We start from the raw sequence: 21,488 nt of genomic DNA, 5'->3' as shown, positions 1-21,488 counted from the left end.
GCGCACCATGCCACTCCCCACGTCCCTGACCCGATTGTCTCAACGGCCGGGGCGTTCCGTTTGGGCCATCATGTGGTTGCTGGGCCTGTTGACTGGCGGGGCCGGGTTGCTGGTGCAGTCCATGGACCGCAGCCAGGCCAACTTTGAAACCGATGCCCGCATCGCCCACCGCATCTTGTCGCAGCGCGCGCTGCAGCACGAAGCCGTGCTGGCCACGCTCAGCCTCATGCAGCCCGCGCTGGACAGCCGCCTGCCCGCCATCTACCCTCAGTTCTTGAACATGTGGCGGCGTATGCCCGGGCAGGCCTGGCCTGCAAACGCAGCACTGGCCACCGTACTGAACGCAGCCGAAGGCCAGAAGGGCGCCCCCCAACTGGCGAGCACAGATTTCGCGGCAGGCCGTTTCTGGATTGCCATGGCACCGGCCAGCGGCGCGCCGGATGCTGCGGCGTATGCGCTGGAGGTTTCGCTACCGCTCATGGTGCCCTGGGCCGACTGGCCCTTTGGCGATGGGCCCGAGTCGGCGGCTGCCAAGCACACCCAGGTCTGGCTGGAGCATGGCAATGCACGTTGGCAGATTCACGCGGGCGATGACACCGCACTGCGCCGCTTTGTGTTCCGCAAACACTTGGCCGCCACCAGCCAGCCCTTTGACATGGTGGCCGAGCGCAGCTACGGCCTGGCCGACCTGCCCTGGGGCGCGTGGCTGGCCTGGCTGCTGGGCTGGAGCCTGGCGCTAGCCGCGCTGGCCAGTGCGCTGCGCCAGCGCCGTGCGCGCCAGCGCGCCGAAGAGCTGCTGCGCCTGGGCCAAGTCTCGCGCCTCAACGCGCTGGGCGAGTTGGCCGCTGGCTTGGCCCACGAGCTGAACCAACCACTGACCGCCGTGCTGGCAAGCACCCAAGCCACCACCCGCCTGCTGGCCGAAGACCCGCCCGATCTGGAGCAGGCGCGCAGCGCCATGGGCAGCACCGTGGTGCAAGCCCGCCGCGCGGCCGAGGTGGTGGCCCGCCTGCGCCGCGCCATCGAGCGGCCCAACACCAGCACCGCCGTGCCGCTGGACCTGGGCCAGGCCGCCAGCGACGTGCTGCAACTGCTGGAGCCCGAATGCCACAAGCGCCAGGTGGCCGTGCAACTGCAAGCGCCCGCAGGCTTGCTGGCGCTGGGCGACCCCGTGGCGCTGGAGCAAATCCTGCACAACCTTGTTACCAATGCGCTGCATGCGCTGGAGCAAGTGCAAGGCCGCCCGCGCAGCCTGCTGCTGCAGGTGGAGCCCGCCGCTGCCGGCCGCCTGCGCCTGGTGGTGCAAGACAACGGCCCCGGCGTGCCCCCGGCTGTGGCCGAGCGTTTGTTTGAACCCTTTGTGAGCGCGCGCCCCGGCGGCCTGGGGCTGGGCCTGAGCCTGTGCGAAACCCTGGCCCAGGCCATGGGCGGCCACATCCGCCACGAGCCCGCACAGCCCGGCACCCGCTTTGTGCTGGAGCTGCCCGCCGCCCCCGCAGGAGCCAGCGCATGAGTACGCCCGATTCCCTCTCCCCATTGATCCACCTCGTGGACGACGACGAAGCCGTGCGCGACGCGCTGGGCTTGTTGATCAGCACCGTGGGCCTGCGCGTGGCACCCTGGGCCAACCCCGAGCGATTTCTGGCCGAGTTCGACCGCGCCAGCCTGGGCGCCGTGGTGCTGGACATGCGTATGCCCGGCCTGTCGGGCCTGGCCGTGCTGGAGCAACTGCAGACCGCAGGTGTAGACCACCCCGTCATCATGCTCACCGGCCACGGCACGGTAGACCTGTGCCGCCGCGCCTTCAAGGCCGGTGCGGCCGAGTTTCTGGAAAAACCGGTGGACGACGAGCTGCTGCTCGACACCCTGCAGCAAGCCGTGCGCCGCCACGTCAAATCCCGCCAACGCCACGCCGCCGACCAGGCGGCCCGCCAACGCTACGCGGGCCTCACCGAGCGTGAGCGCGAAGTGCTGGGCCTGATCGTCGAAGGCCTCACCAACAAGGAAATCGGCCGCGCCATGGCCGTATCACCCCGCACGGTGGAGACGCACCGCGCCAACCTGTTCGAGAAACTGGAAGCGCCATCGCTGGCGCATTTGATTCGGCACTATGCGGCGTTGGTGGAGGAGGGGGATGCTTGATAACGGGATGCAGATTTTCGGGGATTTTTACAAATTGCATGGGGCATTTACTCACCAGTCAGTAATTAAGCGTACAAATTATTGAACTCTTCCATCCAAACTCTATCCTATTTGGCATGAAACGAGATGGACGTAAATTGGCTCACAACACGCTGGAAGAAATGCGGGTTCTTGCGGTGCAACGGATGAGCGAAGGTGAGCACCCTGGCGAGGTTGCTGCGTCACTGGGGATGCATCGCTCGTGGGGCTACAAGTGCCGGGCAATGGCCAAGGGGCGCGGCAATGGGCTGCGGGCTCTGCGCTCCACAAAGGGAACGGGGCGTCCACGCAAACTCACGTTGGAACAAGAGCGTCAGGTCTTTCGCTGGGTCAACGGCAAGCGCCCCGACCAGTACGGATTTGACTTTGGATTGTGGACCCGTCAAATCGTAAAAGAACTGCTACTGGAGCGCTTTGACGTATCGCTCTCGTTGGCCAGTATTGGGGCGCTACTGGCCCGTTTAGGGTTGACGGCACAAAAGCCCTTGGAGCGCGCCTACCAGCGCGACCCCGAAGCGGTAGCCCGCTGGAAGAACGAAACATTCCCAGCCATTGCCATTGAAGCCCAAGGCAGTGGGGCCGAAATCCTGTTCTGGGATGAGTCGGGTTTTCGTGCGGACGCCGTGCATGGTAAGACCTGGGCACCGCGTGGACAGACCCCGGTGGTTGAACGCCCGGGACAACGCCAGGGAGTCAGTGCGGCATCTGCCGTCAGTTCTTCTGGAGCCTTCTGGTTTGCCACCTACAAAGGCGGTTTGACGGGCGAGTTGTTCGTCGAGTTGCTCAAAAAACTGATGTGCCGGCGCAAAAAGCCAGTGCGCCTGGTAGTTGATGGACTGCCCGCACACAAGTCTGCTTGCGTCAAACAATACGTGGCAAGCACCAACGGGAAATTGACGCTTCACTTCTTGCCCGGATATGCACCGGACCTCAATCCAGATGAATTGGTCTGGAGCCACGCCAAGCGCACAGGGGTGGCACGCTCACCATTGAAGGCGGGTGAGAATTTACAATGTCGAGTGGATGCGCAGCTGCAAAGTATTGCCGATGACCCAGCCTTGGTGAGGGCATTTTTTCGCCATCCATCAGTCTCCTATATTACTGACTGGTGAGTAAAGGGAGTGGTTCATGACTCAACTATTTCAAAAACGTTTCACCGAGCTTGCGGAGCAACTCGCGCTGGTCGAAGCGACAAAAAGCAAAAAGCACAGCGAGTTTTCTGGCAGCTACGAAACTGTGGACGATGAGCTCTTGCTCAATTGGTGCGCAAAAGCTCGCAACCTTCTTTCTGGTGCTTGCGGCAAAGAGTCAGAGCATTTTCTGGCTTTCGTTGAAGAGGAGAAGCCGAAGGCCTACCTCCACAATGACTACACGACAAAACGAGTTAAGGCGGTATTTCTAGCAGCCAAGGAAGATTTTGAAGGTGGGTACCTAGCATCGGTTCGCCAACTCGTACAGGCCGAGTTGTTTAGTAGCGAACTTGAGCAGGCGAAAGAGCTGCAGACTTCTGGCTTCTATATGGCTGCTGCTGTTGTGGCAGGCGTAGTCCTGGAGACAACGCTCAGGGACTTGTGCAGTCAAATGGGGCTTCCAATTGCAAAGCTGGACAAAATGAACGCAGACCTCGCTAAAGCTGGCAGGTATAACCTTCTTGTTCAAAAGCGGATTACCGCTCTTGCGGGTCTACGAAATAGTGCAGCACATGGCAATGCAAGCGAGTTCACCAAAGATGATGTTTCCTCGATGATTAGTGAGGTAGAACGTTTCGTCGCAGATGTGTTGTCATAATTGTTAATGTCTAACCAAGTCAACCAACAGATGTTCGAGGTGGGCTGCGCTGCTTTAATAGGACTTTCTGCCTAGGCCAATTAACTTGCGCCGGAATGCGCCAGTCAATCCAAACGATAGACCTCAAATGCGGTATTTGTTGAAACTGAAATTGATTCTCAATGCGCTGCTGGGACTATCCCCTCAAGCTACGCCGGCAGACGATTCGCACTATGTCTGCGTTATTAAAAAAAAGCAGCACTATTGCGCTGACGACCCGACGTTGATAGATGGGCCAAACGACACATTGCCGGGTATGCCTGGAACTCAGTTCACCGTAAACCGGAGAACAGGCGAGATCGCTGGCTCTAAGAGTCCTTTTGGCACCTTCTCAAAGCCGACTTTTATGGAAACAGCCAGCAGCGACAAGATCTACTTTGTCTACTATGCGGAGCCTATTGACGGTATCGTCCCAGTTCTGCACGTCAACATTTTTCCGAACGTTTCGACCTCCACGAAGCCATTGACAGTTCTGCTCGGTCGATTTGTTTTTGAGGGTGAATGCGAATGATCAAATGGTCTAACCTCGCATTCGTACGGGGCGGTTTCGCCACCCCACGACTTCAACGCTGTGACTCAATCCTTCCGCAGGCTTGTCGACCTCTTTTCATTTTTAGTCAAGCCAGTCTTTGTAGCATTTCAGCTCCGTTGAATGTCCGCTGGCGGGCATGGGTGTCGATGCGCAAGAGGCTGACCTCGGGTCGCGCCTCGTTTTCTGGATGGCCTAGCTTGGTCACCTCCTCTCCGTATTTCTACGGACCCCCACACGTAAGCCTACGAATACCCCGCAGCGCCGCCTTTTTCTACAGTTCTCCCAACGGCAAACAACTGTCTGCCGTAACCCTAAACCCTCTAGGAGAACCGTATGAACAAGTCCCTGTCTGCCCTCGCCATTGCTTCCATCACCCTGCTGGCCGCCACCGGCGCACAAGCCGAGGCTGTGCGCACCGAGCGCAATATGTCGCTGGAGCTGGCCAACCGCATTGCCACCGCCGCCGTGGCCGCATGCCAGGACAAGGGCTATGCCGTGACCACCACCGTGGTGGACCGCGCGGGCACCGTGCGCGCCGTGCAGCGCGCCGACAATGCCGGCCCCCACACCGTGGACGCCAGCCGTGCCAAGGCCTACACCTCGGCCTCCGCCAAGAACACCACGCTGGCCATGATGGAAAACGCGCAGAAGAACCCTGCCGCCGCCACGCTGGTCTACCTGCCCGGCATGTTGCTGGTGGGTGGCGGTGTGCCGGTGAAGGTGGGCAATGAGGTGATTGGTGCCGTGGGCATTGGCGGCGCGCCCGGCGGCCACCTGGACGAGCAGTGCGCTGTGGCGGCCATTGCCACCGTGGCTGACCTGCTGAAGTAAGGAGCTGCCATGCGCCTGCGTCTTACCTCCATTGCTATTGCGTGGGCTGCGCTGGGGCTGGCCCCTGCCCAAGCCCAGATTGCGCCCAACGCCGCGCAGGCGGCGCAGTACACCGGCCTGCTGGGCGCTGCCCACCGTGGCGACCTGGCCAAGCTGCGCACGCTGCTAGCCGCCAAGCCCAATCTGGAAGTGCGTGACGCGCAGCAGCGCACGCCGCTGCATGTGGCCACCTATGCCAGCCAGCGCGAAGCGATTCGCCTGCTGGCGGCCGCCGGTGCGGACCTGAACGCCATGGAATACCAGCAGTACGACCCGGTGACGATTGCGGCGGTGGCCAATGACGAAGAGACGCTGGCCCTGCTGCTGCAGCTGGGCGCCAGTGCCAAGAACACCACCAGCCCGTATGAAGGCACCGCACTCATTGCCGCCGCCCACCTGGGCCATGCGGGTGTGGTGCGCCAGCTCATTGCGGCCGGGGCGCCGCTGGACCATGTGAACAACCTGCACTGGACGGCGCTGATCGAGGCCGTGGTGCTGGGCGATGGCGGCGCGCGCCACACCGATGTGGTGCGCCAGCTGCTGGCGGCCGGGGCCAACCCCAAGCTGACCGACCGCAGCGGCCACACCGCGCTGCAGCTGGCCCAGGCCCGGGGCTACCAGGCCATGGTGCAGCTGCTGCAGGCTAGGGCTTCAAAGCCTTTTTTTCAAACGCGGGGCTCCCCCCCGGGGGCCAGCCCCCCCCGTCCCCCCCCCCCCTCCGCTCCCCCCCCCCCCCCCGAGCTTAGCTCTCGCCGGGGGTGGGGAATGTCAATGGGATGGGGGGGGGTGGGGCGGTGTCTGGCGTCATGCCCCGGACTGTAACGCGCGCAGCACGTTTTCGGCCGTGGCCGGTGCCGTCAGGCGCACCAGTTTGCCGTCGCCGCGCGCTTGGCCCACGGCATCGCGCAGCGCCTCGTACACGCTGATGGCCAGCATGAACGGGGGCTCGCCCACCGCCTTGCTGCCAAACACGTTGTCCTCGCGGTTGGGCTCGGGCCACAGGTCCACCTTGAAGTGCTCGGGGATGTCGCCCGCGGTGGGAATCTTGTAGGTGCTGGGCGCGTGCGTGGCCAGGTAGCCCTTGTCGTTCCACACCAGCTGCTCGGTGGTGAGCCAGCCCATGCCTTGCACAAAGCCGCCTTCAATCTGCCCCACGTCAATGGCCGGGTTGATGCTGCGGCCCACGTCGTGCAGGATGTCCACTTTGAGCACCTTGCTCTCGCCGGTCAGCGTGTCAATCACCACCTCGGTGCAGGCCGCGCCGTAGGCAAAGTAGTAGAAGGGGCGGCCGCTGAGCGTGGTCTTGTCGTAGTGGATTTTGGGCGTGCGGTAGAAGCCGTCGCTCCAGAGCTGGATGCGGTTGGCGTAGGCCAGCTTCACCACCTCGTCAAAGCTGCGCGTGGCCACGGGTGAGAACACCTCGCCGCCCTTGAACTTGATGGCACCGGCGCCGCAGCCGTCCAGCCCGCACACAAACGCGGCCAGGTTGTCGCGCACATGGCGCGCGGCAAACTGGGCGGCGCGGCCGTTCAGGTCGGTGCCGGCGCTGGCGGCGGTGGCCGATGCGTTGGGCACCTTGCTGGTGTCGCTGGCGGTGCACAGCACGCGCGCAAACGGAATGCCCAGCTCGTCCGCCACGATCTGCGCCACCTTGGTGTGCAGGCCCTGGCCCATCTCGGTGCCGCCGTGGTTCACCTGCACGCTGCCATCGGTGTAGACATGCACCAGCGCGCCGGCCTGGTTGAACAGCGTGGCGGTGAAGCTGATGCCGAACTTGACCGGCGTGAGCGCAATGCCGCGCTTGAGCACGGGGCTGCTCGCATTCCATGCCGAAATGGCCTCTACGCGCCGCCGATACTGCGCGGACAGCTCCAGTTTTGATAGCAGTGGCTGGAGGATGTTGTCCTCCACCTTCATCTGGTAGTGGGTGGTGTCGCGCCGTACTGGGTTATGAGGGTCGGTGCCCGCAACGGCCTCGTCGCTGTAGAGGTTGCGCAGGCGCACGTCCAGCGGGTCCAGCTTCAGGGCGCGGGCAATGTCGCCCATGATGGCCTCGATCAGGATCACGCCCTGCGGGCCGCCAAAGCCGCGAAACGCGGTGTGGCTTTGCGTGTTCGTCTTGCAGCGGTAGGAGGTGATGTCCACGTCCTGCAGGTAGTAGGCGTTGTCGCTGTGGAAGATGGCGCGGTCGGCCACGGGGCCGGACAGATCGGCGCTGAAGCCGCAGTTGGCGGCCATCTGCAGCTGCAGTGCGGTCAGGCGGCCGGTGTCGTCAAAGCCCACGGTGTATTCGTAGGCAAAGGGGTGGCGCTTGCCGGTGACCATGAAGTCGTCGTCGCGGTCCATGCGCAGCTTGACGGCCTGTTTGGTTTTGGTGGCCGCCACGGCGGCCCACACGGCCAGGTGGCCGGCCTGCGTTTCCTTGCCGCCAAAGCCGCCGCCCATGCGCCGGCACTCCACCTTCACCGCGTGGTTGTCGATGCCCAGGGCGTGGCTCACCCAGTGCTGCACCTCGCCCGGGTGCTGGGTGCTGCTGTAGATCCACCACTGGTTTTGCTCCAGCGGCATGGCGTAGGCAATCTGCCCTTCGAGGTAAAAGTGCTCCTGGCCGCCCACCTCCAGCGTGCCGTGCAGGGAATACTGCGACTTTGGCGAGTGCGGTGGCTGCATCACCCCGGCGCACCGTTACCGGCGGCAGCACAAAGCTCTTGGCCTCCAGCGCCTGCTGCACGGTCAGCACGGCGGGCAGGGCTTCGATGTTCAGCTTCACCTTGCGTGCCGCGTGGCGTGCCTGCATGGCCGTCTTGGCCACCACCACGCCCACCACCTGGCCGACAAACTGCACGGTGTCCATGGCAAACACGGGCTCGTCACCCGCAAAGGCGGCCAGCATGGGGTCGCCGGGAATGTCTTCGCTCAGCACCACGCTCACCACGCCGGGCATGGCGAGTGCGGCGCTGCTGTCCACACCCAGCAGCTTGCCGTGCGCCACGTTGGACAGGATGGGCGCCGCATGCAGCGTGCCGCGCACCTCGGGCAGGTCGTCGATGTAGTGCACGGCGCCGGCCACCTGGGCGACGGCGCTTTCGTGGAACTGGTTGACCCCGGCGGCCGGGCCGCGCGGCGTAGGCGCAGCCTCCAGCACAGTGGGCGACAGGCTGGGCTGGGCGGAAGCGGTGAGGGGCGCGGCGCTCATGCGGTTTCTCCTTCCAGCGCAAAGCTCTCAAGGTTGATGGCATGCAGGCCCTGGCTCTCCAGCCAGTAGCGCTGCAGCAGGTTGCCCAGCACCTCGGTGCGGTAGGCGCTGCTGGCGCGCATGTCGCTGATGGGCGAAAACTCGGCACGCAGCGTGGCCATCGCGGCCATCACGGTGTCGGCCGTCCAGGGCTGGCCGGTCAGCGCAGCTTGCGTCTTGACGGCACGCACGGGTGTGGCGGCTACACCGCCTACGCCAATGCTGGCATGCTGCACCACGCCGTCTGCGATATGCAGGTTCAGCGCCAGGCAGACGGCGGAGATGTCGTCTTCGAATCGCTTGGAAATTTTGTAGACACGCGAGCGTTCAACCGGCAGGCACCGCCTTGGGCACCTTGATCCAGGCCAGCACTTCGTCCTTGGCCATCACGTTTTGGCGGTAGCCGGTGTACAGGTCTTCCAGGCGCAGCTCGCGGTGGACGATCTTGCCTTTGCGCAGGGCCATCAGCACCACGTTGGCCCCCAGCGCAATCAAGAGCGGCATGGAGTCGCCAATCGGCGAGCCGTTGGCCACGTTGCCGCCCAGCGTGCCGGCGTTGCGCACCGGCAGGCCGGCAAAGCGGCTGGCAAAGGCGCCCAGCTGCGGCCGGTCGGCCACCAGGGCGGCAAAGGCGTCGGTCAGCGTCACCGCGGCGCCAATGGCGATGTGGTGCGGGTAGTCTTCCACGCGCTTCAGCTCGGCCACCTGGGTCACGTCCAGCACCTGCGCAAAGTCCATGTGCATCTTGTTGACCCACAGGCCCACGTCGGTACAGCCGGCCACGATTTGCGCCTGCGGGTACTTGGCGCGGGCGGCCAGCAGCGCAGGCAGCGTGGAGGGCGATTTATAAGCCAAATCGGCCTCTAGCCCCCGTGGTTGCTGCGCGAGCAGCTTCAGTTTTGATAGCGTTTTGGCCTCGTCCACCGGCACGGCGGGCAGGCCCAGCATGGTTTGGGCGGCGTCCAGAATCGGGCGGTAGCCGGTGCAGCGGCACAGGTTGCCGCTGAGCGCGTGCTGGGCGTCGGCGCGGGTGATGGGCTGGCCCGCGTGGGCGTGCTGCTGGTACAGGCCAAACAGGCTCATCACAAAACCGGGGGTGCAGAAGCCGCACTGGCTGCCGTGGCACTGCACCATGGCTTCTTGTGCGGGGTGCAGGCAGCCGTCGTCGCTGCCAATGTCTTCCACGGTCCACAGCGCTTTGCCGTCCAGGCTGTGCGCCATCTTGATACAGCTGTTGACCGCCTTGGTGTGCAGCTGGCCGTTGACCTCTTCGCCCACCACCACGGTGCAGGCGCCGCAGTCGCCTTCGTTGCAGCCCTCCTTGGTGCCGGTGCAGTGCAGGTCTTCGCGCAGCACCTCCAGCAGGGTGCGGGTGGGGGGTACATCGGCCAGGGTGACGATCTCGCCGCGGCGTACGAATCTCAAAACTTGGGTTGTCATGGAATGGGTTCCTCGTGCGGGAGGGTAAGTCGGGAGGGGCAGGGCTCCCATACGCATTAGCATATGGCACCAATTTACACGCCTGTATGAGAGACCAATCCCTTTTCGACAAGATAGACCTTCATCTGATCAGGGTCCTTCATACCGTGTTAACCGAGCGCAGCGTTTCCAAAGCCGCCATCCGTCTGGGCATGCACCAGCCGGCGGTGAGCGCGTCGCTCAAACGCCTGCGGGATTTTGCCGGGGACCCACTTTTGGTGCGCTCCGGCTCGGGCATGGTGCCTACCGATACGGCGCTGCGCATGTTGGAGCCCAGTGCCAGCATATTGCGTGCCGCCGAGATGCTGTTCTCGGACGCCCGCGGGTTTGAGCCCGCCACCGCGCGCAACACCTTCCGCCTGGCCGCCAGCGACTACCTGGACCCGCTGTTTCTGCCCCGGCTGGTGGCGCAGATCAAGTCGCATGCGCCGCTGGCCGAGATTGAGATTCACCCCCTGTCGGGCGCCAGCGACTACCGCACCCTGCTGGCCCAGGGCGATATTGACGTGGTGATTGGCAACTGGCCGCAGCCGCCCGACGACCTGCACCTGGGCCGCCTGTTTGGCGACGAGGTGGTGTGTCTGGTGTCCAAAAAGCACCCGGCGGTGCGACGCGGCTGGGACCAGGCCTCGTGGCTGGAGGCCGAGCATATTGCTCCTGGCGCCACCCACCCGGGCGCCAAGGGCGTGATTGACGACCACCTGAGCGGCTTGGGCCTGCAGCGCCATATCGTGGCGCGCTGCCCGCATTTCGGGCTGATTCCGGGCATGGTGGCATCAACCTTGCTGGTGCTCACCACCGGCAGGCAGTACTGCGAACGGTTTGTGGACACACTGCCGGTCAAAATACTGCCTTGCCCCGTGGAGTTCCCCCGCATGATGTACTACCAGCTCTGGCATGCCCGTACGCACACTAGCGCGTCCAACAAGTGGCTGCGCGAGCGCATCAAGTCGGTGGCTGCCGAACTCCGAAAAGAATAAGAGACACGCACCCATGGCCCCACCTGTACCAAATTCCCCGCACTGCCGCCGTTGCCGCGCCTGCAGCTCACCGGTATCACCAAGGCCTACCCCGGCGTGATCGCCAACAGCGATGTCTCGCTGACTGTGCTGCCCGGCCAGACCCATGCGGTGCTGGGCGAAAACGGCGCCGGCAAGTCCACCTTGATGAAGATCATTTACGGCTCCATCAAGCCCGATGCCGGCCAGGTGCTGTTCAACGGCAAGCCGGTCAACATCCGCAACCCCAAAGAGGCGCGCGCGCTGGGCATCAGCATGGTGTTCCAGCACTTCAACCTGTTTGACACCATCACCGTGGCCGAAAACGTGTGGCTGGGCCTGGACAAGGCGCAAAGCCTGGAGCAGGTGACCGCCAGCATCACCGCCAAGGCGGCCGAATACGGCCTGGACATTGACCCCAGCCGACCGGTGCACACGCTGAGCGTGGGCGAGATGCAGCGGGTGGAAATCATCCGCGCGCTGCTGACTAGCCCGCAACTGCTGATCCTGGACGAGCCCACCTCGGTGCTGACGCCGCAGGCGGTGGAAAAGCTGTTTGTGGTGCTGAAAAAGCTGGCCTCGCAGGGCTGCAGCATTTTGTACATCAGCGCACAAATTGCACGAGATCCGCGAGCTGTGCAATGCCTGCACCGTGCTGCGCGGCGGCAAGGTCACCGGCGTGTGCAACCCGGCCGAAGAGTCCAACGCATCCCTCTCGCGCCTGATGATTGGCGCCGAGCCGCCGCAGCTGGAACACCGCCCGCAGCAAGCAGGCTCGCCAGTGCTCACGGTCAGCCAGCTGAGCCTGGCCCGCGAGGACCAGTTCGGGGTGGACCTGGACGGCATCTCGCTCACCGTGCACGGTGGCGAGGTGGTGGGCATTGCCGGTGTGTCGGGCAATGGCCAGAAGGAATTGTTGTACGCCTTGTCGGGCGAAGACTGCCGTGCGGCCAAGGGCAGCGTGCGCATGGGCCAGGCCGATGTGTCGGCCCTGCACCCGGGCGGGCGCCGCAAGCTGGGTCTGCACTTTGTGCCCGAGGAACGCCTGGGCCGGGGCGCCGTGCCCACACTGAGCCTGGCGCACAACCTGCTGCTCACACGCACCGAGTCCATCACCGCGCCCAAGTTTGCCGGTGGCTGGATCAAGGTGCGCCAGCTGGAGGCCCACGCCGCCCGCATCATCAGCGCCTTCAACGTGAAGGCCAATGGCCCCACGGCGGCGGCGCGTTCGCTGTCGGGCGGCAACCTGCAGAAGTTCATTGTCGGCCGCGAGATTGACGCGGCGCCCAAGCTGTTCATCGTGTCCCAGCCCACCTGGGGTGTGGACGTCGGGGCGGCCGCGCAAATCCGTGGTGCCATCCTGGCGCTGCGCGACGCGGGCTGCGCCGTGCTGGTGGTGAGCGAAGAGCTGGACGAATTGTTTGAGGTGAGTGACCGCCTGCACGTGATTGCGCGCGGCAAGTTGTCGCCCTCGGTGCCGGTGGGCGAGGCCACGGTGGAAAAGATTGGAGAGTGGATGAGTGGTTTGTGGGAGGGCGCAACGCCCGCCGCGCGTGCGGAGGTGGCCCATGGCTAAGTCGGGTTTGAAACTGGAGGCCCGGCCTCAGCCCTCCAAGGCCTGGAGCTATGGCTCGCCCCTGCTGGCGTTGGTGGTGACCGTCATCATCGGCGTCATTCTGTTTGCGGCGCTGGGCAAAGACCCGGTGCGCGGCCTGCTGGTGTTCTTTTGGGAGCCTATCAAGAGCGGGTATGCGCTGGGCGAGTTGGTGGTCAAGGCCACGCCGCTGTTGGTGATTGCGCTGGGCCTGGCGGTGTGTTTCCGCTCCAACGTGTGGAACATTGGTGCCGAAGGGCAGTACATCATTGGTGCTATTGCGGCCAGCGGTGTGGCCCTGCTGGCCGAGAAGACCACTGGCGGCTGGATTGTGGTGCCTGTGGTGCTGGCGGGGATTGCCGGCGGCATGGTGTGGGCGGGGCTCACCGCGTTTTTGCGCGACAAGTTCAACGCCAATGAAATTTTGGTCAGCCTGATGCTGGTCTACGTGGCGGTGCAGGTGCTGGGCTATCTGGTCTATGGCCCCTGGAAAGACCCGCTGGGCTACAACTTCCCGCAGACCAAAACTTTTGAAGCAGCCACCCGCATTCCGCGTCTGTTTGATGGCTCGCGCATGAGCATTGGCGTGCTGTTCGCGCTGGTGGGGGTGGCGGGCGTGTGGATCTTTTTGTTCCGCACCCGTGCGGGCTTTGCCCAGCAGGTGGGTGGCTTGGCACCTGCTGCGTCCCGGTATGCCGGTTTTTCGTCACGCCGCGCTTTGTGGACGGCGCTGCTGGTGTCCGGCGGCATGGCCGGCCTGGCCGGTGCGCTGGAGGTAGCCGGCCCCATTGGCCAGCTCACGCCCTATGTGCCTGCGGGCTACGGGTTTGCGGCCATCATCGTGGCCTACGTGGGGCGCCTGCACCCGGTGGGCATGGTGTTCTCGGCCCTGCTGATGAGCATGTTCTACATCGGTGGCGAGCTGGCGCAGTCGCGCCTTGGCCTGCCCAAGTCGCTCACCGGCGTGTTCCAGGGCCTGCTGCTGTTTAGCCTGTTGGCCTGCGACACCTTGGTGAACTACCGCCTCAAGTGGGTCAAGTCCGCCGCTGCGGGAGGTAAAAAATAATGGATTCCTACGCTCTGCTCATTGCAGCCACCCTGAACGCGGGCACCGTGCTGGCCATTGCCTCGCTGGGCCTTTTGATCAACGAGAAAGCCGGCATCGTGAACCTGGGCGCCGAGGGCATGATGCTCTGCGCCGCCATCGCCGGCTTTGCCGCCGTGGTGCACACCGGCAGCGACATGGCCGGCTTTGCCGCCGGTATGGCCGCTGGCGCCGTGATGGCCGCCATCTTTGGCGTACTGGTGATCTGGCTCAACACCAACCAGTACGCCACCGGTCTGGCGCTCAGTTTGTTTGGTGGCGGCTTTTCGGCTTTTGCGGGTATTTCGTACGTGCAGGAAAAAATGCCCGACCGCCCCAGCTTTGCCATTCCCGGGCTGGCTGACATTCCTTTTGTGGGCCCCGCCCTGTTCCGCCACCACCCCATGGTCTACCTGACCGTGCTGTTTGCGCTGGCGTTGATCTGGTTTTTGTACCGCACGCGCGCCGGCCTGATTCTGCGCAGTGTGGGTGAAAGTCCCGAGTCGGCCCACGCCTTGGGCTACCCGGTGCGCGGCATCCGCTTGGCTGCCGTGGTGGTGGGCGGGGCGCTGTGCGGGCTGGCAGGTGCCTACATTTCCATCATCTACACCCCGCTGTGGGTGGAGGGCATGGTGGCCGGCAAGGGCTGGATCGCGCTGGCGCTGACGACCTTTGCCACCTGGCGCCCGGCGCGGGTCTTGCTTGGGGCCTACCTGTTTGGTGGCGTGACCATGTTGCAGTTCCACCTGCAGGGTATTGGGGTGGAGGTGCCCAGCCAGTTCTTGACCATGCTGCCCTATGTGGCAACCATCGTGGTGCTGGCGCTGATCTCTCGCAATCCCCGCTGGATTCGGATTAATATGCCGGCTTCCATTGGCAAGCCGTTCTATCCGGGTTCCTGACTGTTTCGATCGTTTCGGTTTTCTCTCGTTTTTTTAAAGGAAGTGACATGACAGATTTGCAAAAACGTTCACTGCTCAAAATCGCGGCCCTGACCGCGGTGGCGAGCGCAGCCCTGGTGGGTTGCGGCAAGAAGGAAGAGCCGGCTCCTGCGCCAGCGCCTGCACCCGCAGCGTCTGCCCCTGCACCCAAGCCAGAGCCCCTGAAAATCGCATTCGCCTACGTCGGCCCGGTGGGTGACGGCGGCTGGACCTTCGCCCACGACAACGGTCGCAAGGCGCTGGAAAAAGAATTCGGTGACAAGATCGTCACGTCCTTCGTGGAAAACGTGCCTGAGTCGGCTGACGCTGAGCGCGTGATCCGCGAAATGGCCAGCAGCGGCAACAAGCTGGTGTTCGGCACCACCTTTGGTTACATGGAGCCCATGCTCAAGTTGGCGCCTGAATTCAAGGACGTGAAATTCGAGCACGCGACCGGCTACAAACAAGCCGACAACATGCGCACCTACGACAGCCGCACCTACGAAGGCGCGTACATGGCGGGTGTGATTGCCGGCAAGATGACCAAGACCAACACACTGGGCGTGGTGGCTTCCATCCCAATTCCTGAAGTGATCCGCAACATCAACAGCTTCACCCTGGGCGCCCAAAGCAGCAACCCCAAGGTCAAGACCAAAGTGGTGTGGGTGAACGGCTGGTTCGATCCCCCAAAAGAAACCGAAGCCGCAACGTCCCTGATCAACGGTGGCGCTGACGTTCTGTTCCAAAACACCGACTCTCCGGCTGTCTTGAAGACAGCAGAAGCCAAGGGCAAGCGCGCCTTCGGTTGGGATTCCGACATGACCGCCTATGGCCCCAAGGCCCACCTGGCTTCTGCCGTGATCAACTGGGGTCCTTACTACATCAAGGCCACCAAGGACGCACTGGAAGGCACTTGGACGGGTAACAGCGCCGTGTGGTGGGGTGTGAAGGAAGGCGCGATTGACATCGTGTCTGTGGCCGAAGACGTGCCTGCCGAAACCAAAGCCAAGGTGGAAGAAGTGAAGAAGGGCTTGGCGGAAGGTACCTTCGCCATCTGGAAGGGCCCCCTGAAAGACAACACCGGCAAGGACATCTTGAAAGAAGGCGAAACCGCTGACGACAAGTTCCTGTCGGGCGTGAACTTCTACGTCAAGGGCGTGGAAGGCAAGGTTCCTGGCGCCAAGTAACTGGCGGTGGAGTGAACGAAGGGCCGCCCACGAGCGGCCCTTTGTTTGATGCGTTGGCAAAGTTTTTTTAGCAAGGGCTCAGGACAGATGCAAGACAACGTTAAAGCCAATACGCCGGACACAGCCGCAGTGGAGTTTGGGCTGTGGCACCCCGTGGCATTGCGCGCGCGACGTGGCAGCTGCGCCCCTGGGCGTGCATCTGCTGGACCAGGCCGTGGTGCTGTGGCGCGACAGCGCGCACCAGATCCACGCCTGGGCCGACCAGTGCCCGCACCGCGGTGCCCAGCTCTCGCTGGGTCGGGTGTGTGGCGACCGGCTGGAGTGCCCCTACCACGGCTGGCAGTTCGATGGCAGTGGCCAATGCGTGCATGTGCCGGCCCTGCCCAGCTTTGTGCCGCCGCCTACCCACACCGCGCGCCGTTACGCCGCCTGCGAGCGGTATGGCCTGGTCTGGGTCAGTCTGCAGGCCAATGCCGATACGGCTTTGATTCCCGTATTCGCCGCAGAGACCGACGCGCAACTGCGCACGGTTAACTGTGGCCCCTACGATGTGGCGACCAGTGCTCCGCGCATCATCGAGAATTTTCTGGACATGGCCCACTTTGGCTTTGTCCACGACGGCTGGCTGGGCATGCGTGAAGCCACCGCCATTGACGACTACACGGTGGAGAGCACGCCCAACGGTTTGCGCGCCACCCAGTGCAAGGCCTGGCAACCGCAGAGCAATGTGCATTCCACCGCTCCTGCGCAGGTGGAGTACACCTACGAGGTGCTGGCGCCCTACACCGCGGTGCTGACCAAAGTGCCTGACGCTGCCAGCGTGGCGCTACAAGGCTTTCGTGAATCGATTGGGTTGTTTATCTGCCCGATGACCCCCGAGAGCAGCCGTGTCTGGTTCCGCCTGGCCATGGCGGACTTTGAGTCGCCAGACACCAAGCTGCAGGATTTTCAGCACACCATCTTCATGCAGGACAAGCCGGTGCTGGAGTCCCAACGGCCGCAGCGTCTGCCGCTGGATGTGCGCGCCGAAGTGCACACGGCGGCGGACAAGGCGTCGTCGGCCTACCGCCGCTTTTTGAAACAACAGAACATTACTTTCGGAGTCTGCTGATGACCAACTACCCCACCGTGAAACCCGTGGCCGCAGACCGCATGCCAGCCCTGTTGCGTGCCATGCCCAAGGCCGAGCTGCACATGCACATTGAAGGCTCGCTGGAGCCCGAGTTGATGTTCGCGCTGGCCAAGCGCAATGGCGTGCCGCTGCGCTTTCCCAGTGAGCAGGCGCTGCGCGATGCCTATGTGTTCAACAACCTGCAGGAGTTTTTGGACATCTACCACGAGGGCACCATGGTGCTCAAGACCGAGCAGGACTTCTACGACATGACCTGCGCCTACCTGGCGCGCGCGCAGGCCGACAACGTGTTGCACACCGAGATTTTCTTTGACACCCAAACGCACACCGGCCACGGCCTGAGTGCGGATGTCGTCATCAACGGCCTGTACCGGGCCTGCGCCGATGCGCCGGCCAAGTTCGGCATGACGGCCTCGTTGATCCTGTGTTTCTTGCGCCACCTGAGCGAGGAAGAGGCCTTTGAATGCTTGGAGCAGGCGCTGCCGCTGCGCGACAAGATTGTGGGCATTGGCCTGGCATCCAGCGAAGTGGGGCACCCGCCGGAGAAATTTGCGAAGGTCTACGCCCGCGCCAAACAGCTGGGCTTCCGCCTGGTGGCCCATGCTGGCGAAGAAGCGCCCCCGGCCTACATCTGGAGCGCGCTGGATGTGCTCAAGGTGGAGCGCATTGACCACGGCGTGCAGGCCATCCACGATGCTGCGCTGATGCAGCGCTTGGCCACGACCGCATTCCGCTGACCGTCTGTCCGCTGTCCAACCTCAAGCTGCGCGTATTCCCCACGCTGGCCGAACACAACTTGGGCCGCATGCTGGACGCCGGCATCATGGCCACCGTCAACTCGGACGACCCGGCTTACTTCGGTGGCTACCTCAACGAGAACTTCACCCAGACCTTTGCTGCGCTGGGCTTGGGCGCGCAGCAGGCTTACCTCTTGGCGCGCAATAGTTTTGAGGCGAGCTTTATCGACGCTACGTTGCGCAACCAGTACCTGCACCGCTTGGACGAGGCGTTCGAAACCTTTGTCTAGCTTCTTGCCTCGCCTTGGGGCCTGACGAGGTACGCGGCGTATACCAAGGCCCACAGGCCGTCTAGCAAGACCGCGATGCCCACTTGCTGCGGCAAAAACAAGCGGCCGTGGCTCAAAACCAAAGCCACGAAAACCAGCTTGCTGCTGCCCGCGACTGCTAAGACCAGGGGCCGGAGCTCAGGGCGTTGGGCGGCGTACAGTAGCATGGCCCCGACCAGCCCAATCAGCGCACCCCAGCTGCGCACCACCACATCGGCCACCGGGCCCTCCAGGCCGTTACCAAAATAGTGGACCAGCGCCGCTTGTGGCGCCAGCGCCGCGAACACCATGCTGCAGGTGAGCAGGCCAGAGACCTGCATGATTCTTCCGATATGACGTTCTACCCAGTTCATGGCACTGCTCCTAAGATGCTGCGACTGTATTGCGTCCATTTTTTCTTGTATAGATGGTATTTCGCATAACATTTGTTCCCTATGAGAAAGAATGCATTGGGGCCGAATCTGCAATCCCTCCAGGTGTTCCGCCGGGTGGTGGAGTTGCGGTCGTTCCAGGCTGCGGCTCAAAGCATGGGTTTGAGTGGTGGCACCGTGAGCAAGCTGGTGGCCCAGTTGGAAGCCGACGTGGGCGTGCGCCTGTTGCACCGCACGACCCGCAGCATGGCCGTCACCGAAGCGGGACAGGGCCTGTACCAAACCGCAGTGCGCATCCAAGACGAACTGGCCAACGGTCTGGACCTGGCGCGCCAAGCCCAGAGCGCCGTAGAGGGTGTGCTGCGCGTGGCTGTGCCTACCTCGTTTGCCTTGATGTGGATGTCCTCGCGCATGCCGCGCTTCATGGACCTGCACCCGCAAATCACCTTGGATTTGTCCTTGAACGACAGTTTTGTGGACTTGGTGGCCCAGGGCTTTGATGCGGCCGTGCGCATCACCCAGCAGTTGCCAGACTCCGGCTTGGTGGCGCGCCCACTGGGCACCGTGTCGCGTGTGGCCGTGGCCGCACCCCATTACCTTGCCGTAGCGCCGCCGCTAGACACACCAGACGATGTGGCTTTCCATGCGTGCCTGCTCTATACCCAGACGCCGCAGCCCTTTGAGTGGCCCGCCACTGTGCCTGGGCGCTCCCCCGTGGCGGTCACGGGGCATTACCGGGTTAACAACAGCGTCATGCTGCGCGACGCACTGGTGGCGGGGCAAGGCGTGGCGTTGACGCCGCGTTTTGTGGTGGACGACTTGCTGCGCAGGGGGGCGTTGGTGGAGGTACTGGCGGACCACCGACTAACGGACCTTACGGCTTTCGGGGTCGTGCCCCAGCCCCGTTACCTGCCGCGCAAGGTGCGGGCATTCTTTGAGTTTCTGGAGAGCGAGATGGCGGCCTCGCCGCTTTGAGCGCGAAGGCTGTCAGTTCGCCACCACTGGCTGTAGGTTGTTCAGCATTTGCTTCCCCACTGCGCTAAACCCGGCGTGGGGCGACTGCAGCAGCAGTGGGCCGACTTCTGCTTGGTAAGCCGGTGTCGCCGTGAGTGGTACTTTGCGTAACCATTCCAAAGCGTCGTCCAACTGGCCGCGCTGCGCCAGCATGCCGGCGTAATTGAACTGGCCTCGAAAATCACCGCCCCGCGCGCCTTCTTCAAAGCACACAAACGCGGCGTCCAGATCTTGTGCGACGACCAAACCGGTCTCGTAAAAGCGGCCCATCTTGGTTTTGGATTTCACATGGCCTTGGCTCGCTGCTTGGCGGTACCAGTCCAGCGCGGCAGCGCGGTCTTGCGCCACCCCCTTGCCGCTGACCAGTAAGTTGGCCAGGTTGTACATGGCGGCGTCCAAGCCTTGCTTCGCAGCTTGACCGTACCAGTGGGCCGCAGCGGCGGCGTCGGCATCGCAACCCCAGCCGTTTTCCAGGCAGCGCCCTGCCATGTTTTTGCCCATGGGGTGGCCCTGCATCGCAGCCTTGAGAAACCAGGCCAGCGCGTCCGCCGGGTGGCGGTCTAGGCCATGGCCATCGAGCAGCCACTGGCCTAGCGTGGTTTGGGCGTCGGCGTTGCCCAGCCGCGCGCCAATCAGCATCCACTGCGCGGCGGCCGTGGGTTCGCCCTGGACCACGACGTGCCAATCGGCGGGTTTCAGTTGGGCCAGCGCTTCGGCCGAGGCGGGCAGGGGCGGCAGCGGAGAAAAGGTCATGGCAATCAGTGCATCTTAAATAAGAACTATTCTCAATTGTGCCATGGGACTTACAATGTGCGCCCGGCGTTGCCGCCCTGACGGCGCCGGTTTTTCTGTTTCAGGACCATGTAGAGGACTACCATGTACAAAAACCTCGCAGCCACTGCCGTGGCCGCTTGTTATTGCCTTTTTGCGCCCCAGGGCGCCTTTTCCCAAACCAAAGCCGCACCTGTGACTCCGCCTCTCAAGGTGGCCGTGGTCTACGTTGCCCCACTGGGCGACGCCGGCTGGGTGCACCAGCACGAGGCCGCGCGCCAAGCGCTGGTGGCTGCGCTGGGCGTCAAGGTGCAGGCCACCTATGTCGAAAACGTGGCAGAAGGGCCAGATGCCGAGCGCGTGATCCGCGACTTGGCGCGTCAGGGCAACCAACTCATCTTCACGCCCAGTTTTGGCTATATGGAGCCCACGTTGACGGTGGCCCAAGAGTTTCCCAATGTGAAGTTCGAGTCCATCACCGGCTACAAAACCACGTCCAACGTGGCCGCTGCCAATGCGCGCTACTACGAAGGGCGCTACCTCGCGGGTATCGCTGCCGGCCGCATGACGCGCACCAACTTGGCGGGCTACGTGGCGGGCTTCCCCATCCCCGAAGTGCTGCAAGGTATCAACGCGTTCACTCTGGGCATGCGCTCGGTGAACCCCCAAGCGCAGGTGAAGGTGGTGTGGTTGAACGAGTGGTTTAACCCCGGGCGCGAGCGCGATGCGGCCATGACGCTGATGAACCAAAACGCCGATGTGATGGCGTTCCACACCGGTTCTACCGCCGTGATGGTGGCGGCCCAAGAGCGCGGCAAGCTGGCCGTGGCCTACCACTCCGATATGCGCAAAGTTGCGCCCGACGCGCAAATTGTGGCTGTCACCCACCAGTGGGGCGACTACTACACCGCGCGCGCCAAAGCGGTACTCAACGGCAGTTGGACCAGCGGTTCCGTTTGGGGCGGCGTCAAGGCCGGCATGATCCGCGTGGGCGACTTTGGCAGCAAGGTGCCCAAGGCCGTACAGGTTGAAGTGCTGGCGCGCCAGAAGGACATTGCCCAAGGCAAGCTACACCCGTTCTACGCCAAAGACGCGGTGCGGGACAACCAGGGCCGCGAGGTCATTCTGCCCGGCAAGACGTTGAGCGACGCGGACATCCTGGGTATGAACTGGTTGGTGGAGGGGGTGCTGGGCAAAACCCAGCCCTGATCGCGCTGTGAGTCAGGT

The 21,488-nt window shown here is 63.4% G+C and carries 15 protein-coding genes and 5 pseudogenes; 16 read left to right on the top strand and 4 right to left on the bottom strand.

Annotated elements, in window-relative coordinates:
* Positions 1 to 7 precede the first annotated feature (7 nt).
* The 7 genes from U5O12_RS07610 (at position 8) to U5O12_RS07580 (ending at position 6,232) form a co-directional block, all read left to right on the top strand.
* Complete coding sequence (locus U5O12_RS07610) at positions 8 to 1,513, top strand: sensor histidine kinase (RefSeq protein WP_322578049.1); 1,506 nt, start codon at positions 8 to 10, stop codon at positions 1,511 to 1,513.
* Entirely contained in the window at positions 1,510 to 2,142 is a 633-nt protein-coding gene (locus U5O12_RS07605) for a response regulator transcription factor (protein ID WP_322578048.1), read from the top strand. The genes U5O12_RS07610 and U5O12_RS07605 overlap by 4 nt, the downstream gene beginning before the upstream one ends.
* A gap of 116 nt (positions 2,143 to 2,258) precedes the next feature.
* Positions 2,259 to 3,293 carry an IS630 family transposase gene (locus U5O12_RS07600; RefSeq protein ID WP_322578047.1) on the top strand — a complete coding sequence of 345 codons (1,035 nt, stop codon included), beginning with the start codon at positions 2,259 to 2,261 and terminating at the stop codon, positions 3,291 to 3,293.
* A 16-nt stretch (positions 3,294 to 3,309) separates the two neighbouring features.
* A complete protein-coding gene (locus U5O12_RS07595) occupies positions 3,310 to 3,969 on the top strand; it encodes a DUF4145 domain-containing protein (RefSeq protein WP_322578046.1) in 660 nt (219 codons plus the stop codon).
* A gap of 139 nt (positions 3,970 to 4,108) precedes the next feature.
* The gene (locus U5O12_RS07590) at positions 4,109 to 4,519 is read left to right on the top strand and encodes a hypothetical protein (protein WP_322578045.1); all 411 of its coding nucleotides are present in this window, start codon (positions 4,109 to 4,111) and stop codon (positions 4,517 to 4,519) included.
* Between the two features lie 354 nt (positions 4,520 to 4,873).
* On the top strand, positions 4,874 to 5,371 hold the full coding sequence (locus tag U5O12_RS07585) for a heme-binding protein (protein WP_322578044.1): 498 nt from the start codon (positions 4,874 to 4,876) through the stop codon (positions 5,369 to 5,371).
* Between the two features lie 9 nt (positions 5,372 to 5,380).
* Entirely contained in the window at positions 5,381 to 6,232 is an 852-nt protein-coding gene (locus U5O12_RS07580) for an ankyrin repeat domain-containing protein (RefSeq protein ID WP_416221462.1), read from the top strand.
* Here the strand turns inward: U5O12_RS07580 and xdhB are convergent.
* Positions 6,215 to 8,606, bottom strand: a pseudogene (xdhB, locus tag U5O12_RS07575) (xanthine dehydrogenase molybdopterin binding subunit). The gene U5O12_RS07580 and the pseudogene xdhB sit on opposite strands and share 18 nt — an antisense overlap.
* Positions 8,603 to 10,085 (bottom strand): annotated as a pseudogene (gene xdhA / locus U5O12_RS07570) (xanthine dehydrogenase small subunit). The pseudogenes xdhB and xdhA overlap by 4 nt, the downstream one beginning before the upstream one ends.
* Before the next feature lie 86 nt (positions 10,086 to 10,171).
* Between xdhA and U5O12_RS07565 the strand changes: the two are divergent.
* The 7 genes and pseudogenes from U5O12_RS07565 to U5O12_RS07535 all read left to right on the top strand — a co-directional run bounded on the left by U5O12_RS07565 (position 10,172) and on the right by U5O12_RS07535 (position 18,066).
* The gene (locus U5O12_RS07565; protein WP_322578043.1) at positions 10,172 to 11,104 is read left to right on the top strand and encodes a LysR family transcriptional regulator; all 933 of its coding nucleotides are present in this window, start codon (positions 10,172 to 10,174) and stop codon (positions 11,102 to 11,104) included.
* Between the two features lie 42 nt (positions 11,105 to 11,146).
* Positions 11,147 to 12,698 (top strand): annotated as a pseudogene (locus U5O12_RS07560) (ABC transporter ATP-binding protein).
* Complete coding sequence (locus U5O12_RS07555) at positions 12,691 to 13,782, top strand: ABC transporter permease (RefSeq protein ID WP_322578042.1); 1,092 nt, start codon at positions 12,691 to 12,693, stop codon at positions 13,780 to 13,782. Before U5O12_RS07560 ends, U5O12_RS07555 begins: the two are co-directional and overlap by 8 nt.
* On the top strand, positions 13,782 to 14,702 hold the full coding sequence (locus tag U5O12_RS07550) for an ABC transporter permease (RefSeq protein WP_322578041.1): 921 nt from the start codon (positions 13,782 to 13,784) through the stop codon (positions 14,700 to 14,702). The genes U5O12_RS07555 and U5O12_RS07550 overlap by 1 nt, the downstream gene beginning before the upstream one ends.
* Before the next feature lie 47 nt (positions 14,703 to 14,749).
* Positions 14,750 to 15,907 (top strand): BMP family ABC transporter substrate-binding protein, encoded by a 1,158-nt coding sequence (locus tag U5O12_RS07545; protein ID WP_322578040.1) that lies wholly within the window; start codon positions 14,750 to 14,752, stop codon positions 15,905 to 15,907.
* Positions 15,908 to 15,994: 87 nt separating this feature from the next.
* Positions 15,995 to 17,018 (top strand): annotated as a pseudogene (locus tag U5O12_RS07540) (Rieske 2Fe-2S domain-containing protein).
* Positions 17,018 to 18,066, top strand: a pseudogene (locus U5O12_RS07535) (adenosine deaminase). Before U5O12_RS07540 ends, U5O12_RS07535 begins: the two co-directional pseudogenes overlap by 1 nt.
* On the opposite strand, the gene U5O12_RS07530 reads toward U5O12_RS07535, so the two are convergent.
* Positions 18,063 to 18,458 carry a hypothetical protein gene (locus U5O12_RS07530; protein ID WP_322578039.1) on the bottom strand — a complete coding sequence of 132 codons (396 nt, stop codon included), beginning with the start codon at positions 18,456 to 18,458 and terminating at the stop codon, positions 18,063 to 18,065. The pseudogene U5O12_RS07535 and the gene U5O12_RS07530 overlap by 4 nt on opposite strands.
* A gap of 81 nt (positions 18,459 to 18,539) precedes the next feature.
* Here U5O12_RS07530 and U5O12_RS07525 point away from each other — a divergent pair, with 81 nt between their 5' ends.
* A complete protein-coding gene (locus U5O12_RS07525; protein ID WP_322578038.1) occupies positions 18,540 to 19,451 on the top strand; it encodes a LysR family transcriptional regulator in 912 nt (303 codons plus the stop codon).
* Between the two features lie 12 nt (positions 19,452 to 19,463).
* On the opposite strand, the gene U5O12_RS07520 is transcribed toward U5O12_RS07525, so the two are convergent.
* Positions 19,464 to 20,243: a tetratricopeptide repeat protein gene (locus tag U5O12_RS07520; protein ID WP_322578037.1), complete on the bottom strand. Its 780-nt coding sequence runs from the start codon at positions 20,241 to 20,243 to the stop codon at positions 19,464 to 19,466.
* A 123-nt stretch (positions 20,244 to 20,366) separates the two neighbouring features.
* Between U5O12_RS07520 and U5O12_RS07515 the strand changes: the two genes are divergently transcribed.
* Positions 20,367 to 21,470 carry a BMP family ABC transporter substrate-binding protein gene (locus tag U5O12_RS07515; RefSeq protein ID WP_322578036.1) on the top strand — a complete coding sequence of 368 codons (1,104 nt, stop codon included), beginning with the start codon at positions 20,367 to 20,369 and terminating at the stop codon, positions 21,468 to 21,470.
* The last annotated feature ends 18 nt before the right edge of the window (positions 21,471 to 21,488 follow it).

Source organism: Rhodoferax sp., from assembly GCF_034519335.1.
Taxonomy (GTDB): Bacteria; Pseudomonadota; Gammaproteobacteria; order Burkholderiales; family Burkholderiaceae_C; genus Allorhodoferax.
The sequence above is the reverse complement of the archived record's forward strand: the minus strand, read 5'-3'. Positions and strand labels throughout refer to the sequence as shown.

What these genes read in the sequence shown, in the direction of transcription:
- U5O12_RS07530 (WP_322578039.1), bottom strand. Translation starts at nt 18,458, where the DNA reads ATGAACTGGGTAGAACGTCATATCGGAAGAATCATGCAGGTCTCTGGC.
- U5O12_RS07595 (WP_322578046.1), top strand. Translation starts at nt 3,310, where the DNA reads ATGACTCAACTATTTCAAAAACGTTTCACCGAGCTTGCGGAGCAACTC.
- U5O12_RS07525 (WP_322578038.1), top strand. Translation starts at nt 18,540, where the DNA reads ATGAGAAAGAATGCATTGGGGCCGAATCTGCAATCCCTCCAGGTGTTC.
- U5O12_RS07580 (WP_416221462.1), top strand. Translation starts at nt 5,381, where the DNA reads ATGCGCCTGCGTCTTACCTCCATTGCTATTGCGTGGGCTGCGCTGGGG.
- U5O12_RS07520 (WP_322578037.1), bottom strand. Translation starts at nt 20,243, where the DNA reads ATGACCTTTTCTCCGCTGCCGCCCCTGCCCGCCTCGGCCGAAGCGCTG.
- U5O12_RS07515 (WP_322578036.1), top strand. Translation starts at nt 20,367, where the DNA reads ATGTACAAAAACCTCGCAGCCACTGCCGTGGCCGCTTGTTATTGCCTT.
- U5O12_RS07550 (WP_322578041.1), top strand. Translation starts at nt 13,782, where the DNA reads ATGGATTCCTACGCTCTGCTCATTGCAGCCACCCTGAACGCGGGCACC.
- U5O12_RS07545 (WP_322578040.1), top strand. Translation starts at nt 14,750, where the DNA reads ATGACAGATTTGCAAAAACGTTCACTGCTCAAAATCGCGGCCCTGACC.
- U5O12_RS07600 (WP_322578047.1), top strand. Translation starts at nt 2,259, where the DNA reads ATGAAACGAGATGGACGTAAATTGGCTCACAACACGCTGGAAGAAATG.
- U5O12_RS07565 (WP_322578043.1), top strand. Translation starts at nt 10,172, where the DNA reads ATGAGAGACCAATCCCTTTTCGACAAGATAGACCTTCATCTGATCAGG.
- U5O12_RS07605 (WP_322578048.1), top strand. Translation starts at nt 1,510, where the DNA reads ATGAGTACGCCCGATTCCCTCTCCCCATTGATCCACCTCGTGGACGAC.
- U5O12_RS07610 (WP_322578049.1), top strand. Translation starts at nt 8, where the DNA reads ATGCCACTCCCCACGTCCCTGACCCGATTGTCTCAACGGCCGGGGCGT.
- U5O12_RS07585 (WP_322578044.1), top strand. Translation starts at nt 4,874, where the DNA reads ATGAACAAGTCCCTGTCTGCCCTCGCCATTGCTTCCATCACCCTGCTG.
- U5O12_RS07555 (WP_322578042.1), top strand. Translation starts at nt 12,691, where the DNA reads ATGGCTAAGTCGGGTTTGAAACTGGAGGCCCGGCCTCAGCCCTCCAAG.